Annotated in this window: 15 protein-coding genes; 11 read left to right on the top strand and 4 right to left on the bottom strand. The window is 59.8% G+C overall.

The annotated features are described in order from the left end of the window. Positions 1-28 precede the first annotated feature (28 nt). The 5 genes from HNR46_RS20975 (at position 29) to HNR46_RS14405 (ending at position 4,084) form a co-directional block, all read left to right on the top strand. Entirely contained in the window at positions 29-943 is a 915-nt protein-coding gene (locus tag HNR46_RS20975) for a LysR family transcriptional regulator (RefSeq protein ID WP_425491699.1), read from the top strand. 169 nt (positions 944-1,112) lie between these two features. Further along, entirely contained in the window at positions 1,113-1,763 is a 651-nt protein-coding gene (locus HNR46_RS14390; protein WP_184020004.1) for a PepSY-associated TM helix domain-containing protein, read from the top strand. Between the two features lie 7 nt (positions 1,764-1,770). Further along, positions 1,771-2,268 (top strand): DUF2271 domain-containing protein, encoded by a 498-nt coding sequence (locus HNR46_RS14395; protein WP_184020006.1) that lies wholly within the window; start codon positions 1,771-1,773, stop codon positions 2,266-2,268. 8 nt (positions 2,269-2,276) lie between these two features. Next, a complete protein-coding gene (locus HNR46_RS14400; RefSeq protein ID WP_184020008.1) occupies positions 2,277-3,071 on the top strand; it encodes a DUF4198 domain-containing protein in 795 nt (264 codons plus the stop codon). Beyond that, positions 3,068-4,084, top strand: a complete 1,017-nt coding sequence (locus HNR46_RS14405) for an FAD:protein FMN transferase (RefSeq protein WP_184020010.1) — start codon at positions 3,068-3,070, stop codon at positions 4,082-4,084. The genes HNR46_RS14400 and HNR46_RS14405 overlap by 4 nt, the downstream gene beginning before the upstream one ends. 155 nt (positions 4,085-4,239) lie before the next feature. Here the strand turns inward: HNR46_RS14405 and HNR46_RS14410 are convergent, their stop codons facing one another. Then, the gene (locus HNR46_RS14410; protein ID WP_221285182.1) at positions 4,240-7,083 is read right to left on the bottom strand and encodes a discoidin domain-containing protein; all 2,844 of its coding nucleotides are present in this window, start codon (positions 7,081-7,083) and stop codon (positions 4,240-4,242) included. Between the two features lie 249 nt (positions 7,084-7,332). On the opposite strand from HNR46_RS14410, the gene trmB reads away from it, so the two are divergent. After that, positions 7,333-7,944: a tRNA (guanosine(46)-N7)-methyltransferase TrmB gene (trmB, locus tag HNR46_RS14415; RefSeq protein WP_184020014.1), complete on the top strand. Its 612-nt coding sequence runs from the start codon at positions 7,333-7,335 to the stop codon at positions 7,942-7,944. 1 nt (position 7,945) lies between these two features. Here the strand turns inward: trmB and HNR46_RS14420 are convergent, their stop codons facing one another. From HNR46_RS14420 to HNR46_RS14430, 3 genes are read right to left on the bottom strand one after another with little or no spacing between them, the layout of a single operon-like run. After that, on the bottom strand, positions 7,946-10,171 hold the full coding sequence (locus HNR46_RS14420; RefSeq protein ID WP_184020016.1) for a ComEC/Rec2 family competence protein: 2,226 nt from the start codon (positions 10,169-10,171) through the stop codon (positions 7,946-7,948). A 20-nt stretch (positions 10,172-10,191) separates the two neighbouring features. After that, positions 10,192-10,884 (bottom strand): tetratricopeptide repeat protein, encoded by a 693-nt coding sequence (locus HNR46_RS14425; protein WP_184020018.1) that lies wholly within the window; start codon positions 10,882-10,884, stop codon positions 10,192-10,194. Positions 10,885-10,939: 55 nt separating this feature from the next. Then, the gene (locus tag HNR46_RS14430; RefSeq protein ID WP_184020024.1) at positions 10,940-11,302 is read right to left on the bottom strand and encodes a type II toxin-antitoxin system RelE/ParE family toxin; all 363 of its coding nucleotides are present in this window, start codon (positions 11,300-11,302) and stop codon (positions 10,940-10,942) included. A 338-nt stretch (positions 11,303-11,640) separates the two neighbouring features. On the opposite strand from HNR46_RS14430, the gene HNR46_RS14435 reads away from it, so the two are divergent. The 5 genes from HNR46_RS14435 (at position 11,641) to urtD (ending at position 17,514) form a co-directional block, all read left to right on the top strand. After that, positions 11,641-12,387: a hypothetical protein gene (locus HNR46_RS14435; RefSeq protein WP_221285183.1), complete on the top strand. Its 747-nt coding sequence runs from the start codon at positions 11,641-11,643 to the stop codon at positions 12,385-12,387. A gap of 125 nt (positions 12,388-12,512) precedes the next feature. Further along, complete coding sequence (gene urtA, locus HNR46_RS14440) at positions 12,513-13,769, top strand: urea ABC transporter substrate-binding protein (protein ID WP_184020028.1); 1,257 nt, start codon at positions 12,513-12,515, stop codon at positions 13,767-13,769. A 147-nt stretch (positions 13,770-13,916) separates the two neighbouring features. Beyond that, positions 13,917-15,566 (top strand): urea ABC transporter permease subunit UrtB, encoded by a 1,650-nt coding sequence (gene urtB, locus HNR46_RS14445; protein WP_184020030.1) that lies wholly within the window; start codon positions 13,917-13,919, stop codon positions 15,564-15,566. A 26-nt stretch (positions 15,567-15,592) separates the two neighbouring features. Then, positions 15,593-16,708 (top strand): urea ABC transporter permease subunit UrtC, encoded by a 1,116-nt coding sequence (gene urtC / locus HNR46_RS14450; protein ID WP_184020032.1) that lies wholly within the window; start codon positions 15,593-15,595, stop codon positions 16,706-16,708. A gap of 11 nt (positions 16,709-16,719) precedes the next feature. Next, positions 16,720-17,514 (top strand): urea ABC transporter ATP-binding protein UrtD, encoded by a 795-nt coding sequence (gene urtD, locus HNR46_RS14455; RefSeq protein ID WP_184020034.1) that lies wholly within the window; start codon positions 16,720-16,722, stop codon positions 17,512-17,514.

The raw sequence follows: 17,514 nt of genomic DNA on the forward strand, positions 1-17,514 counted from the left end.
ATCCCTTTTCCACAGGGTGGTCTCCTCCGTGATCGAAATTCGCCACCTCCAATCGCTCATCGCCCTCGCAGAAACCGGCAACCTTACCCGCGCCGGTGAACGCCTCCACCTCAGCCAAAGCGCCCTCTCTCACCAGGTCCGTGCCCTCGAGGAGCACTACAGTCTCGAACTCTTCGAACGCAAAACCAGCCCCCTCCGCTGGACCCGAGCAGGCGAGCGTCTCGTCGCCCTCGCCTACGATACCCGTCGTCTCCTCCAAGACGCCGAACGCGACCTTGCTCGCATCCACGAAGGTACAGCCGGCAGCTTGCGCATCGCGGTCGAATGCCACTCGTGCTTCGACTGGCTCATGCCCGCCATGGATCAACTCCGTGACGGCTGGCCGGACGTCGAAATGGACCTCGTCTCTGGATTCCATCCCGATCCTCTCGGCCTCCTTGAGGAAAACCGTGCCGATTTGGTCATCGTTTCCTCAGGTTCCCCGCGGAAGGGCCTGCTTCACCATCCCTTGTTCGAATACGACATGCCCCTACTGCTCGCCGCCGACCACCCGCTCACCCGCAAATCCCACGTCACGGCCCGCGACTTCGAACGCGAAACGCTCATCACCTATCCCATTCCCGATGCGCGCATGGACCTCTTTCGAAAAGTTCTCGATCCAGCCGGTATCCAACCCGGGGAACGCAGGACGACCGAACTCACCGTCGCCATTCTTCAACTCGTGAAAAGCCGTCGCGGCGTCGCCGCCCTTCCCCGTTGGGCGGTCCAACCCTACCTCGATCGCGGCTACGTCGCCGAACGCCCCATCACCACCAACGGCCTCCGCGCTTCCCTATGGGCTGCCACCACCCGCAGCGCCGCCCACCAAACCTTCATGCGTGAGTTCCTCGAAACCCTCCGCCTCACCGCCGCCCGCGAATTCCACAGCATCTCGCTGCTCTGAGTTTTCCCAAAAATCCGATTGCCAAAGCCCGACTCATCGCCTTTTCTTCCTGCGACCGCGTCTCAATAACATCGCAGGAGGATCGAGGCGCTTCGGATTTCACACTTTTTGATCGGATGCTGTGTTCCCCTGTGGGGCTTTCGGGCCCTGCAGGGGGCAATTCGCCGCCATGAAGCCCGCCCCCACTGCCGAGGAAAGAAAGCAAAAGAACCGGCGCAAGGCGTTTTGGACGAAACAGTTCTACGCTTGGCACTGGATCAGTAGTGCCCTCAGCCTAGCTGGCATTCTTTTATTCGCGGTAACCGGCATCACGCTCAACCACGCCGGCCAGATCCCAGCCACCCCACAGATTCAAGAGCACTCCCTCGTGCTTCCGGAAACCTGGATGGGAACCCTCGCCTACTCCGAAACAGAACCCGCGGAAGCCCCGCTCCCACGCGATCTCGCCCGCTGGCTTCACCGTGAGCTCGACGCTCCCATCCAATCCCAGACCGCCGAATGGTCCGAAGACGAAATCTATCTCGGCCTTCCACGCCCCGGAGGTGACGCATGGTTGGCCATCGACCGGGCCAGCGGTGAGGTGACCTACGAACGAACGGATCGCGGCGCCATTTCCTTTCTCAACGACCTCCACAAAGGCCGCCACACCGGCCCGCTATGGTCGCTCTTCATCGACGTCTTCTCCGTCGCCACTGTCCTTTTCTCCCTCACCGGTCTCGCGCTGCTTTGGGTCCACAGTCGGCGCCGACCTTCCACTTGGCCCTTGGTCGCCGCCGGCGTCCTGATGCCCATCGTTCTCATCATTTTCTTCATCCATTGATTTTCCCATGAAACGCCTGCTTCTCCTTCTACCTGCCGCCGCAGGTGCCGCCGACCTCGAGATCTCCATCGAGATTCCCCGGCTACAGGTGGCCGAATACCACCGCCCCTACGTCGCCGCTTGGATCGAAAAGCCAGACCGCTCTGTCGCTGCCAATCTCACCGTATGGTACGACACTGGCATGAAGGATCAGGAGGGCGAAAAATGGCTCAAAGACCTTCGCCAATGGTGGCGCAAAAGCGGTCGCAAACTCGACCTCCCTATCGATGGCTTGAGCAGCCCCACCCGGCCTGCTGGCAAGCATCCTGTCCCACTCGACACTCTGGAACTCCCCGCCTTGTCCGAGGGGCAATACACCCTGGTGGTCGAAGCATCGCGCGAAGTGGGCGGCCGCGAGATGGTTCGCATCCCCTTCGCCTGGGACGGTGCCCAAGCCGTCGAACAAAAATCCACCGGGAAATCGGAACTCGGTGAGGTGACCTTCGCCCTCCGCCCCACACCTTGATCCCTCTCATGAAAGTCCACACCATCCTCCTCGCCGCCGCCCTCGCGCTGCCCACCGCTTCTGCCCACCGCTTTTGGATCGTGCCCTCCAGCACCGTCCTATCGGGGGAAGAACCATGGGTCTGCTTCGACGCTGCCGTCTCCAACAACTTGTTTTTCCCCAACCACCACGCTCCTGAGCTGGAGGCCTTCTCCGCGACGGGCCCCGATGGGAAAATCGTCGAACTTCAAAACGGTCAGGTCGGAAAATACCGCACCACCTTTGACCTGCCATTGGCCACCCCCGGCACCTACCGCGTTGGCACCGTTCGGGCTCTGCTCTTTGCCCGCTGGGAAGAAAATGGCGAACGTCAAAGCTGGAGAGGCCCCGCAGACCGCCTCGACGAAGTCAAAGACAAGCCCGGCGTGACTCTCATGGACAACTCCTCACGAGTCGAAACCTTCGTGACCGCCGGGGAACCCACGACTCCCGCAGTTCTCGGCAAGGGGCTCGAGATCGATTTTACCGAAACCCATCCCAACGATCTTTTCGCAGGCGAAACCGCCTCCTTCACTCTTCTCCAGGACGGCAAGCCCGCCTCAGGTGTCGAAGTGACCGTCATCCGCGGCGATGATCGCTACCGCAATGAAGTCGGGGAAATCCAAGTCACCACCGACGAAACCGGCAGCTTCCAAATCACCTGGCCTGAAGCCGGTCGCTATTGGCTCAATACTTCCGTCGAAGGTGGCACCCGCGAAATCTCCGGCATCCCTGCCAGCGTTCGCTCGGCCTACACCGCCACCTTCGAGGTGCTCCCCGAGTGATCCGGGAGCGACAAGTTTTCATTTCACCCGCAGCCGTCCCGCGCGAGGCGCTCCACGGAGCCGAATCCGGTTTCGCGGTGCGCCAGGCGGAGGGGGAGGCGATGGGAACCAACTGGAAGTTACGCTTCCAGGCGGAAGCCCGCGTCTCCCTCTCTGCCGTTCGGACGACCGTGGAAGCCGCGATCCATCAGGTCGTGGAAACCATGAGCCACTGGGACCCCGATTCGGCGTTGAGTCGCTTCAACCGAGCTCCAGCTGCCACCTGGCATGCCCTACCCGAAGGCTTCTTCCACGTACTTCAGCGAGCTGTCGAAATCGCCGACCTGAGCGACGGTGCTTTTGACCCCACTCTGGGACGACTCGTGGATCTCCATGGCTTCGGTCCGTCTGGTCCCGTAGAGACCCTTCCCCATCCCACGCACCACGCCCGCGCCAAGGCTGAAGCCGGATACCAACGCCTCTTCCTGGATCCACCTTCCCGCTCCGTCCTCCAACCCGGTGGCTGCCAGCTCGACCTCTCTTCGATTGCCAAAGGATACGCCGTCGACCTCGCCTCCCAGGCACTCCTCCACTCAGGGATCCATGACTTTGCCTTAGAAATCGGTGGGGAACTCCGCGGCCACGGCTGCAAACCCGACGGTCAACCTTGGTGGATCGGCCTCGAGGCTCCCGACGAACTGCCTTCGTCCCTCTTCGCGCTCTGTGGACTTTCCATCGCTACCTCCGGTGACACCTACTTGAGACGACCTCTCCACCGTGAGAAGGATGCCACCGTCTGTCACCTCATCGATCCTGGCACTGGGAAACCCACCTGCCACCCCATCCTCAGCGTCACCGTGGCCGCTTCCCTGTGCATGGAGGCGGACGCCTGGGCGACCGCCCTCTATGTCGCAGGCCCTAAGAACGGGCCAGCATTGGCAGAAAAGCACCAATTGGCCGCTCTCTTTTTCCTGCGCTCGGAACATGGCTACCGCCAATGGCTCTCTCCTCAAATGAAGGACTTTCTCTCCTGAGGAGCACGAGACTCCCCACCACGAGGCCATCCCTGCATACCCCGCCTCGCGAACATTCAGGCGTGGCTCCCATGGCTCACCTCGACCTCTTTCCATCCATGAAAAGGCCCGCCCTGGAACCCATACCAGAACGGGCCTCACCCAGGACCCGAGGGTCACGGAGTGGTTTCTACCACGGTCACCCTCAAGAAACCTGTCGCGGGTGCCTCAGCAAAGCCGAAGCTTCTCAGCTCCCACGCCGCATCTGGATCCGCCATGTCAGTCGTCACCGCAGGCGTCCGCTCGATCACTTCAAGGGACCAATCGGAGAGATTCATCGAACCCTCGATGCGATAGGTGATGCCATCGATCGCCGATATCAGCGCTCCCCCATCTGCGCTGAACACCGCGCCCTTTCGAATGGCCGCCGTCAACACCGTTCCCCCTCCGTTCGCGTCCGATAGAAGGCGCAGAATTCCCCGCGAACTCGTCGCTGCAGGATTCCCGTTCAACCCGAACTCGACGATATTGGCAACGCCATCGCCGTCAGGATCCCCTTCGGCGCTGCCACTTCCCATGCCGAACGATTCGGCCCATACCGTAAACGGGTTGCTGGAGCCATCACCCACGACGAAGGTCGTCGTATTTGTCGTCGAATCGTAGTTCGCCTCGGTTCCAGAAATCGCCTCGAACCAAGACTCCGACAACAGGGAGGTGCGATCTCCATCCAGCACCATCACCCCACCTTGAAACTGGAATACTCCGAGCTCGGTACTGGTAAGGTCAGCGGCTTGCAAGTGACCGCCGGTCATCGTGAAGACCCCTTGGCTGCTCCCCACACCGAGGGCAATGGTTTGGTCCGTCGTCAGCTCTCCACTTTCCAAAAGGACCGAACCCTCTGCACCGCCCCCGACCTGCAACGCAGTCCCGGGAAGATGGAGTTCACCTCCAGCGACGTGCAGGAAGTTCCCCCCCGTGCCATCGTAGCCAACGATGAAAGTCGTGTAATCCGTGAAGGTAGCCGATCCCCCAGATACCTCGACAAGCACACCCTTAGAAAGGCGCACATGATTGTCTGCAGTGCTGGTGAAAGTGGCCGTGCCCCCTGAGACTTCGAACGAATCCCCCTCGCCCCCTCGGCCGAGATGGACATTGTAGAGAGCATTGGAGCTGCCATTTCCGGTGGAAGTGACCTCCAGCACTGCCGTGCCCGACATCAGGTAGCGCGATCCACCATCGGATGAACCATCCGAAAGAAACCAACCGCGGTCATGCGTCGAATGCACAGTGCCTCCGGTATGCACGAAGGTGCCAACACCGCTGCTCCCCACCAGGAAGTAGTTCCCGGACTGATACAGTTCTCCGCCAGACATCACGAACAACCCACGATTGATCAGGCGACCGTTCACAGACAGCACCCCGGTATCGTGCACCATGGTCCTGGCAGAGCGTGTCAAGTTGCCACTGGTACTGGCCTCCCCAGCACCAATCTCAACGGCATCGTATTCTCCAGGAACGGATCCGGTGCTCCAATTCACTGCCGTTCCATACTCACCGAGCTCGGTTCCGGTCCACACCACGGCAGGCACCGCATCCACACTCGGCTTCAAAGAAGCCCCCGGCAGGGGAAACTCTTGCGTGTCGGCATCCCGGTCTTCCGTCGTCGGATAATCGAAGGCCGTCACGTTATCGACCAGAGTCCACTCACTCCCATCGACGCTTCCTTCCAAAACCCAACGCACTGGGTCCGTGTTCGTATTTCCATCGGTCGTCGCGAATTGATACCCGTCAATCGTCACCGCACTCTCGAACGCAAAAACAACGGCGCCCCCACTCGCATCCATGAATCGGCTGGTCGTCACCCCGTCGCCGGTTGGCTTGTCGTTGGTGAAACCATCCACCAATCGCACCGCTCCCAGGGTTTCGTTAGGCTCGAATGTCCCTCCCGGATTCGTCACCACCACCGAGATCAAATCGATATCAGACCCGTTGCTTCCCGTCTCTTGCGCCGGAACAGCATTGGAGGCGGAAAGATTCAGTGCGCTTCCTTCATGGAAAAATCGGAACTCGGACAGCTCCATTCGGCTCCCTCCAGAGCGCGTAGCCATCGGAGTGAAACGGAAATACGGATAGCTCGCCGATCCACCCGCTACCGACCGCACCGTCAAGGTCTTCGAGGTGCTCCCTCCCGAATTGCTCGCGGTCAGCGTGTACACCGTGTCCTCACCTGCCGGAGGAACGATCTCAAAATCGGACTCATACGGCTCCAGAGTGCCGGAGGACACCGCAGGTTCGATTTCCACCAAATCCGGATCACCTAGGTCTTCATCATAAGTATCCCAGAATAGGCGCACTTTCTCCCCATCGCGCACGATCATCGCCTGATCCGTCTCCAACTCGAAGGCCCAGATGGATGGAGGGAAGGTTCCACTCGCCGTGAAACCTGCTTCAAAGGTCGAATTCTCCGTCGTGGTCGGATAGTCAATCCGACGATCCAAGATGGTCCACTCACTGGCGTCGTTGCTACCTTCGAGCTTCCAACTCACTGGATTTCGATTCGGGTACGTCAAGGTATCGCCACCGGTCGCGAAATTGTAGCCATCGATCTCAATCGGAGTACCAAAGTCGAAGTAAAGATACCGCGCATCACCGTCGTTCGCCGTGATGCTGGTCAGCCATTTCGTGCTCACCAATCCATCCACGATCTTAACGGCGCCTTCATTGCTAGTCGCCGAGTTCTGTCCGCCCGTCACAGTGACAGGAACCAAATCCACATCACTACCATCTTGCCCGTAGGTGGGCTTCGGTGACAGGTCGACGTTATCGGCGATGAGGTTGAGAGCTTGACCATCACGAACAAATTGGAACTCGGAGAGCTGGATCGTCGTGCCAGCAAGGTTGAGCTCCATCGGCTCGAAACGGTAGTATCGATAGCTGGTTTGAGCCTGCGCCGAGGCCATCCCAAGCAAGGGAGCGATTACGGGAACCGCTCGTCGGGTCATGCAAATGATTCGTTTCATAATGGGCTGATCGAGCCCCGATATGCCTCCTCCTCCCCCCGTCCCGACAACCCGTCCAGCGACACAATATTGGCACCCAATCGCGCTAAACCCTGCGGGAATTTCGGGAGTGTTTCAGAGGCTTCGAACGCGCATTCCACGGAGGATTCCGCAACCGAAAACCCCCGCCCGAACGCCCCGATCACTCACCACGCAGCCGGATGTTTCTGCTTGTCAGCAGCGGCCATCCGCGCTGGCTAGGTCCCGCCCATGGATCCAGCGCCCCGACGCCCCGAACCTCACGAGTATCTCCCCGCCGATTACTTCCGCCGCGCGGAGCGATCCGAGATCTTTTCCCACCAAGCCCCCCTCGAAGTGGACCTTGGATGTGGTGATGGCTCTTTCCTCCTCGGCATGGCCCGCGAATTTCCCGAGCGCAACTTCCTCGGCGTCGAACGGCTTCTCGGCCGCGTCCGTAAAGTTTGCAAACGCGCTTCGAACGCCGGATTGGAGAACGTGCGCCTCCTTCGGCTTGAGAGCCGATATACGATCGAGTGGCTGCTTCCGGAAGCTTCCGTCAGCCGGCTTCATTTGCTCTGCCCTGATCCGTGGCCAAAGGTTCGACACCATCGGCGACGCCTGTTTCAGCCCCCATTTCTGGACGCCGTGCGCAAAGTCCTCGTTCCCGGAGGTGAATTTCTCTTCATGACCGACCACCCCGAATACTTTGAGTGGGCGGAAGAGATCATGACCCACTACACCGGCTTGCAGAAGCTACCCTGGCAGGATGGAGATTTCTTTTATCCGAAAACCGACTTTCAAGTTCAGTGGGAATCCGAGGGCAAATCCATGCACCGCATGCGCCTCGCTCAGCCACTCTGAGTCATCGCTCCAGAGTTTCCACCCGACCTCCAAGCCACGCCTTGGCGGTGAGCCTTTGCTCCGTCGCCGTCACGATGACCGCTCCGCAAGCTCCCTGATGGAACACCGCGATCCCGCGGCCTTCACAAGCACGCCGCCAATCGTCCGGAATCCTTTCCGACTTGGGAAACTCTTCGTGGCCGGCGATGATGATCTTTGCCCCTGTCGCAGCGAGGAAATCATCGCCCAAGGAATTATCGTGGAGATGCCGCCCAGCCACGATCACATCAGCCTTCAGATCCACTCCTGCCGCCATCAGTTCCTGCTCTCCGGACCAGCCTTGGTCCGCCACAAAAAGAATCTTCCAACCCCTCCAAATCAATCTCACCGGCATCACCCTTTCATCCGCGAGGCGATGCCAATCCCGTGGATCCGGCACTCGCAGTACTTCCAATTCCGCACCTTCTCCCACCGGATAGCGAACGCCGATTTGGCCGATCACGCGCCTCACCCCCCGGTCCTCGGTCACCTTAAGCCAATCCCGGTAAGTCGATCCCAGCGCCCGAGAAACCGGCAACAACGCCTGCTGGACCGGGAAGGCATCCACGGCCTCGATCAATCCGCCAATGTGCCGCCCATCCGGATGGGTCGCCACCACCCCATTCGGCCGCATCCCCATCCGTCTCATGGCAGGCAGCACCTGGCTCTCAAATCGATACCCGGAGGCTCCGTCGATCATCACTCCCCCCGACTTTCCGGACCAACACGCCGCACCATCGCGTCCCAAGTCAAAGACGCATAAGAACTCGTCCGCCGGCCGATCTCGAGGGATTTCAAAATAAGCGCCCGGTAGTGCGGCAGCTCCCTCTGCCACCCGGAGACCGACTTTCGCCAGCCAGCCGCTGCCCTGATTGAGGCGCTCGCTCCATCCGGGAATCCATCCACCAGCCGCTGACAACAGCGCCAGCCCCAATAACGGGAGAACCACCAAAGACAGGCCCAAGCTGGCCACCACGGAGATGGGCGTCACGATCCCGAAATACCCTGCCGTCAAGGGCGCCGAACCGAGCCACGCCGAACTCGAAACCGCCAGCCCATCCGCCAGCCACCGCCGCCATTGCAGCCACCGCTCGCGAAGCGGGCCATACAGAGATCTCGGCAAATACGGCTCCTCCCGTCGGATCCACGCCCAGCACCTCGCCATCGCCCGGTGCAAAACCAGAATGGCCAGCACCACTCCAAACGAAAGCTGCACCCCCACGGAGAACACGCGATCGGCATTCCCCAGCAACACCAGCAAAGCCGCGAGGCCCAAGGCATTGCCAGCATCCGGACGCCGCCGAAACGCAAAGGCGCCCATCACCACCGCCGCCATCCAGGCAGCGCGAACCGCAGGTGGCTTCATTCCCGTCACCCACGCATAGCCAAACACCAGCACGAGGATGGGAATCAACGCCGCCCGATGGGGCACCCCAAGAAATCGCAGAAGCCCCCACCCCAAAAGCCCCACCATCGCCACATGCAGACCACTCACCGCAAACACGTGCAAAGTCCCTGTCAGCCGAAAGGGCTCAATCAGAATCTCGTCGCGCGGCAACTCACCCAAGACCACCGCACGAATCACCATCGCCTCCCGTGAAGTCGGTTCCAATCCTCGCGTCACCGCCTGCCGAAACCCCGCTTTGATGCGTTGCCCCAGTCGCGACTCTGAGGGGGCCGCCGCCACCACCACCACCGGCCCCGTATAGCGGAAAACCAGTGCCATGTCTTGCCGGAACAGCCACTCAGCCCGGTCGAATCCCCCTGGATTTTCAGGCGGGCGAGGCCGCCGAAACTCTCCCCGCCCCTGCACCACCGCACCCTTTTCCGGGGATCTTCCCACCCCCTCCAACCAAACCTTCACGCCATTCCCACAGTCGCGCCCCGGGCTCGACCACCCTGACATCCCTCGCCGATTCGGCACTTCCAGCACCTCCATCTCCCGCATTCCGGATACCCCGATCCATTCAAGCGCCCGCTCCCGCTCCCGCAATGAACGGTCATGCAAAACTCCCGCGGCCAAAGCCACCACCAGCGAGGCAACCAGCACCTGCCCCACCCGCGCGATCGTCAACGCGCCCACCAAACCGAACGCCAAAATGCCTCCCACCAGCTCGTTCCCATCCACCACCAGCACCGCCGCCAAGGCGGTGCCTGCCATCCAGAGGAGCGGACGCCGCTCCACCCATCGGCGGAGCCTGGAGTTCATAGGGGGGAGGAAAAAAGAGATCAGGCCACACCCCACTCGTGGAGTTTGTGGCGGGCATTCGCCGAGTGGCGGGACTCTGGAAATTGCTCAATCACCTGCTGCATCAATCCGACAGCCGCCATCCGTTCCGCCAAATCTTCATCATACACCTCGGCCAATCGGAACATCAGGAAGGCCGCGTCATTCTCTTGCCATTCCTGACCCTCAATGGCTTCCCGCAGAGTTTCCACAGCTGCATGAGGCTGTTTGAGCTGCTCGCGTTGAACCTTCGCGATTTCCACGTAAGGCAGCCGATTCATCGGATCCATCGCCGCCGCATCTCGGAAGGCAGCAATCGCCCCATCAAAGTCTCCTTGCGCCAACTTCGCATGCGCATCGTGCATCGGATCCTCCTCCACTTCCTCGCCGCTGTCATACACCGCATGGGTGAACTTGTGCGCCAGCAGAGGCAGCAAATCCACCACGACCACCACCCCCACCAAACCCGCCGTCACAAAGGCTAACAAGATGCCCGTCAGGGTCTTGCTCGATTTGATATTCTCGATCTTATCCTTCAGCGTCGGAATCTGCTCCAGCTCCTCCACGCTGCCCGTCTCGTAGTAGCGGGAAATCGTCTCTTCAATCTGGTGGATTTCTCCTTTCCCACTCGTCATGAACGAAATCCATCCGATCACCACAGCCAACCCCAAGACGATGTAGATACCGAGCTTCATCTTGCCCTCACTCTACCCACGCCCCCTCACCCTTCGGAAAGGAAAAAGCTTGGAATCAAACTCTTCGCGCAGCCCGACCTTCGTCGATCAACTTCCAAAAGTGCTTCGATTTCGCCAGTTCCTCATCCTCGGCCAACGGAATCTTCGAGCGGAAAACGAAATCAGAAAACGTCCCGCGATGCAGCACCCGGTGCACCACCACCGCTCCATCCTTCACCTCAAAGTAGATCCGCCAATCCTTCGTCCTAAAACGATAGAGCACCTTAGCATCCCGCTCGATCTTGCCAAATCGCTCGCCGTCCAGCTGCTCGAGGTCCTCACGAGAAACCTTGAACTCATCGAGCAAGTCCAACTGCTCAAGAGTATCGAGCTGGGAAATCTCCGCCGCACTGATTTCATTGAAAACGATTTGGAACACAGCCCGGATTTAAATGCAGCCGTCCGCACCTTCCAAGCGCCAAGTCACCCGGTTCTCGCTCCCCAATTGCCGGCATTTTCATGCCCATGCTTCATACATGGGAGCTCTTTGAGTGAGTTCTTTTCATCGCTGATAATCCCGCGCAATTTCCTTTTGGCTCAGTTCATGCGGTCTTGATCGGTTAGCCCCCTTTGTCGTTAGACGGCAAAGTTTTGGGGCGATGCCAACCAACTGACAACGCTACACCAATGAATAGCCAACCCACCCAGATCCGAACCCTACTCCTCCAAACTGCTCTTATTTGCGGTTGCGGTTCCTTCGCCTTCGCTGGAGAGCCGATGATGCCCCCCGCACCCGCTCCAGTCGCCGCTCCAGAGGAGTCGGTCGTCTCGGGCACCCTGTCCCTCGATTACAATACCCACTTCATTTCTTACGGCTTTGATGTGTGGGGCTCCGGCGAAAACTTCGGCGGCAGCTCGACTTTCAACCCTTCGCTCGACCTTTCTTGGCAGCTCACCGACGCCTTTTCCGTCAACGCCGGCACCTGGTGGGACGTGAATGACAACGTCACTTCCGCCATCGGCGGCGACCTCCAAGAAGTCGATGTCTGGTTCGGAATGACTTACGACACCGGCCTGGTTTCCATCAGCGGCACCTACCAAGCCTGGATCTACGGCTCCGATACCGAGCACGTCTTCGATCTTGGCCTCGGATTCGACACCATGCTCAGCCCGTCGCTGACCATCCACCACCGCTTCGATGAAGGTGCCTCCGGCGGCAACACCGGCACCGTCATCGTGCTCGGCATCGAGCAAGGATTCGAGCTCGGTCCCGTTTCCTTCGGCATCCCCGTCAACGTCGGCTACTTCGTCGAAGACGACTTCCACCCGACTTCCACCGACGAAGGCTTCGGCTTTGGCTCGATCGGCCTCACCGCCTCCGTGCCCCTCCCCGTGGCCGAGAAATTCGGCTCCTGGGACGTCCACGCCGGACTGACCTACTACCTCACCGACAGTGGTGTGATTGGCAACGCCAAGGACGACGACTTCCTGACCGGAAACATCGGTATCGGTTGCTCGTTCTAATTCACGGCCAGGTTCCAGCCTAATTCGTGCCGCTCCACCCTCCCCAGCATTGGGTGGGGCGGCCATTCCCTGGCCCATTCCGGGCGGATCCCCTTCCGCCTCCATTCCCAGACCTACTCGCATTCATGAATCGCAAACAATTTCTTACCAGTACCCTTGCCGCCACTTCGCTCGCCCTCGTCTCCGCCGCCCACGCGGCCGACGACACCGTCAAGGTCGGCGTGCTCCACTCGCTGAGCGGCACCATGGCCATCTCCGAGACTTCGCTCCGCGACATCCTTCTCTTCACCTTCGATGAGATCAACGCGGCCGGAGGCGTGATGGGCAAAAAGATCGAACCTGTCGTGGTCGACGGAGCGTCTGACTGGCCACTGTTCGCAGAAAAAGCCGAACAACTCCTCGTTCAGGACAAAGTCGCCGTCACCTTCGGCTGCTGGACCTCGGTGAGCCGCAAATCAGTCCTCCCCGTGTTCGAGAAATACAACGGCATGCTCTTCTACCCCGTTCAATATGAGGGTGAGGAAATGTCGAAGAACATCTTCTACACCGCCGAGGCCGTGAACCAACAGGCCATCCCTGCGGTCGACTACATGCTCGAGGAGGGCATCAAGAAATTCTACCTCGTTGGAACCGACTACGTTTATCCCCAGACTACCAACCTCATCCTCTTCGAATATCTCCAATCCAAGGGAGTTCCGGTCGAAAACATCGGCGGTGGTCTCCGCAAGGATAGCGATGGCAATGTGATTTCCGCAGGGAAATATGTCCCGTTCAGCCACACCGACTTCCAGCAGATTGTCTCAGAGATCAAGAGCTTCGCTGCATCCGGTGATGCCTGCGTGATCAACACCATCAACGGAGACTCCAACGTGCCCTTCTTCAAGGAATTCGCCGCTGCCGGCCTCACCTCCGAAGACTGCCCGGTCGTCTCCTTCTCCATCTCAGAAGATGAGTTCCGCAGCCTTCCAGCCAAGGATTTGGTCGGCCACCTCGGTTGCTGGAACTACTTCATGTCCATCGACTCACCGGCGAACAAGAAGTTCATCGGCGACTTCATGGCCTGGCTCAAAACCACCGACGTGCCCGGCATCGTGAAGGAAAATCGTGTCACCTGCTCCCCAATGGTTCTTTCCTATGACGGCGTCTACCTCTGGAAGGCCGCCGTCGAAAAGGCCGGCTCATTCGATGTGGATAAGGTGCGCGAAGCTCTCGAAAGCGGCATCACCTTCGAAGGCCCGAATGGCAAGATCACCTCGATGAAGAATCACCACTTCATTAAGAACGTCTACATTGGCGAAACCCTCGAAGACGGTCAGTTCCAAATCATCAAGACCTTCGATCAGGTTCCCGCCGAACCGTTCCTCAAGGGCACCTTCGAATAAGGTTCCCCGCTCCCTCTCCTCGGTTGCTCAGAGGTCCTTGCCGGCACACCGCCTTCCCTCCATGGGATGGAGTGTGCCGGCATCCTGCCGCCGGCCTTTTGCCGCGACGGCCCGTGCCCGCATCCTTCGCCCAAGGCCTCATTCTGCATGATCGCCCTACGTACCCTTCTGCTCACCTTCCTGGTCGTCCTCGTTTCTGGCTCCAGAAGCTTCGCCCAAGCCACGGAAGCTCCAACCGACGACGTCCGCTCGGTGCTTACCGATCTCATCACCGGCAACGGAACTGAGGAAGACAACCTCGCCCGACTTTCCGAGTTCGGAGACCCCGTCATCAAAGACATCGTCGAAGCTTGGCGCGTCGGAAAAGTCTTCGTTTCCCCGGGAACGGAGCCCGATACTCAGGTCGCCCTCCTCAAAACCGACGACGGCTTCGTCAACATCGCCAACGGTCAAGCCTGGCAAGGCGATCCATCCGTGGCCTCCGTCAATCGAGCCTCACGCGGCCTGAGAAAGCAACTCAGTCGCCTCGTCGATGTCCTCGATCTCGCCTCGCCCGACCTCTCCAAACGCGCCGACTCCGCCATGAAACTAGGCAGTGGCCAGTCCCCCGATTTCCTCGCAGAGCTTCAGACGCGCCTCCCGAAACAAACCGATCGCAAAACGCGCCGCGCCTTTGAAGAAGCCATCGCCATCTCCCAACTCGCCAATGGCTCCACGGCGGAAAAGATCGCCAGCCTCGAACTCCTCGGTGAGCGCCACCTGATCGCCGCACGCGACTTCATCAAGCGCATGCGCGAGGGTTACACCACCGACGAAACCCCCGATGGACAGCTCATCCTCGTGAAAGCGGATGCCGCCCTCGCTTCCATCGCCTCTTTCGAAAAGAAGGTCGAGTTCTACGGCACTCTCTTCCGCGGCCTCAGCCTCGGATCCGTCCTCCTCATCGTCGCCTACGGCCTCGCCATCACCTTCGGGCTCATGGGGGTCATCAACATGGCCCATGGCGAATTCATCGCCATCGGAGCTTATACGGTCTACGTCGTACAGAACTTCTTCGCGGCCCACTTCGGAGAGGCCTCCTCCGGCTACGAAAGCTACTTTTTGGTCTCCCTCCCACTCGCCTTCCTGGTTGCTGCCTTCTTCGGAGCCGTTCTCGAGCGCACCGTGATCCGCTTTCTCTACAAACGCCCCTTGGAGTCTCTCCTCGCCACCTGGGGCATCTCGATGATCATCCAACAGGCTCTGCGACTCAAATTCGGGGCCGCCAACGTTTCCGTCGCCTCCCCGCAGTGGCTCTCCGGAAGCTTTGATGCCAATGGCGTGACGATGACCTACAACCGCATCTTCGTCATCATCTTCGCTCTCGTCGTCGTCCTCTTCACTTGGCTTCTGCTGCGCCGCACCCGTATCGGCCTCCACATGCGGGCGACGATGCAGAACCGAGCCATGGCTTCCGGCCTCGGCATTCCCGCCAATCGCATCAATGTCTTTACCTTTGCCTTTGGGTCCGGGCTGGCCGGACTCGCCGGCGCCTTCCTTTCGCAAATCGGAAACGTCGGCCCGTCCATGGGGCAGGCCTACATCGTCGATAGCTTCATGGTCGTCGTCATCGGCGGAGTCGGCAACCTCTTCGGAGCCGCCGTGTCCTCGCTTGGGATCGGCATGATCGATCAAAGCCTGCAACCCATCCTCGGGCCGGTCATGGGCAAAATCACCGTGCTCATCGGCATCATCCTCTTCCTTCAGTGGCGTCCCGGCGGGTTGTTCCCATCGCGCTCCCGCAGCCTCGACGATTGATCGAACGCCCCTAACACCCCTTTGCCATGCCACCTCGCAAAAATCTCGTCGAAACGATCCTGTTTGCGATCGCGACCCTCGTCTTCCTCGTTGTCATGCCAGCACTCAACCTGCTGCCTGAGGACTCCACCTTTCACCTCTCCAGCTTCACTCTCGGAGTATGGGGAAAATACCTGTGCTTCGCCGTCCTCGCCATGAGCCTCAACTTCCTTTGGGGCTACACCGGGTTGCTCTGCCTCGGCCAGAACCTCTTCTTCGCCCTCGGAGGCTATGCCCTTGGGATGTATCTCATGCTCATGATCGGCCCCGACCCGGTCTACAAAAGTGCTCTTCCAGACTTCATGGATTTCCTCGGCTACAAGGAACTTCCTCCCCACTGGAAACCCTTCCATTCGTTCCCCTTCGCGGTTGCTGCCGTCATGTGGGTTCCCGGCTTACTCGCATTCATCTTTGGCATCCTCGCCTTCCGATCGCGCATCAAGGGCGTCTATTTCTCCATCCTCACCCAAGCCCTCACCTACGCCGCTTCGCTGCTCTTCTTCCGCAACGACTTTACCTTCGGCGGCAACAACGGCTTCACCGACTTCAAAACCATCCTTGGCCATGACCTGCGCGATCCCGCCACCCTGCGCGGCATTTTCATCGCCAGCGGAGTCCTCCTCCTCCTGACCTGGATGCTCATCAGCTGGCTGCTCTCAACGAAGTTCGGAAAAGTCCAACAGGCCATCCGGGACAGCGAGAATCGAGTTCGCTTCTCCGGTTACTCCACCACCTCATTCAAACTGTTTGTCTTCACCCTCTCGGGAGTCCTCGCAGGTCTCGCAGGCGCCCTCTACGTCCCTCAGGCCGGGATCATCAACCCCTCAGAAATGGTCGCCGCCAAGGGCCTCGACGTCGTCGTCTGGGTCGCCGTCGGTGGCCGAGGAACCAAGATCGGCCCCATCATCGGAGCGATCGTCGTCAACCTCCTGAAAAGCTGGGCAACACGCGAATTCGCCGAAAGTTGGCCACTGATCCTCGGCGGACTCTTTGTCTTCGTCGTGGTTTTCATGCCTCAAGGCATCGTCGGGCTTCCCGCCCAACTGCGCGACATCAAGACCAAGCTCGCCACTCGCAAAGCCGCTACCACCCAACCCGCCTGATTGACCCCGCCATGAGCCAAGCCCCACTTCACCGCGGCACCGACCTCGTCCTCTCCGTCGAAGGCGTCAACAAAACCTTCGACGGCTTCAAGGCCATCTCCGATCTCAACTTCTACCTAGCCGAGGGCGAACTCCGCACCATCATCGGTCCCAACGGTGCCGGCAAGTCCACCTTCATGGACATGATCACCGGCCGCACTCGACCCGATACCGGATCGCTGACCCTGCACAAGCCCGACGGCCACGACATCGACCTCACCAAGCAAGCAGAATACAAAATCACCCGCCTCGGCATCGCGCGCAAATTCCAGACGCCCAGCGTCTACACTCAGCACACGGTCTACGATAACCTGCTGCTCTCGTTGCCGCGAGCCCGTGGGCTGTTTTCCTCGCTCTTCTACCGGGAATCCAAGGAGGACCGCGAACGCATCGATGAAGTGCTCGAGACCATCCGCCTCACCGAACTTCGCCACAGCATCGCCGGCGCCCTTTCCCACGGCCAGAAACAATGGCTCGAGATCGGCATGCTGCTCTCCCAACAGCCCGCGGTCCTCCTGGTCGACGAACCTGCTGCCGGCATGTCTGACGACGAGACCCATCGTACCGGCGAGCTCCTCATCTCCCTCGCAGGAAAACACAGCCTCATCGTCATCGAGCACGACATGACCTTCGTGAAGCAAATCGCCCGCGATGGCAAAGTCACCGTGCTCCATCAGGGAACCGTCCTCTGCGAGGGCAAGTTCGACGAAGTCCAATCCAACCCGAAAGTCCGCGAAGTCTACCTCGGCCGCGGAAAAGCAGCCTGA

It is taken from the genome of Haloferula luteola (assembly GCF_014201715.1).
Classification (GTDB): domain Bacteria; phylum Verrucomicrobiota; class Verrucomicrobiia; order Verrucomicrobiales; family Akkermansiaceae; genus Haloferula; species Haloferula luteola.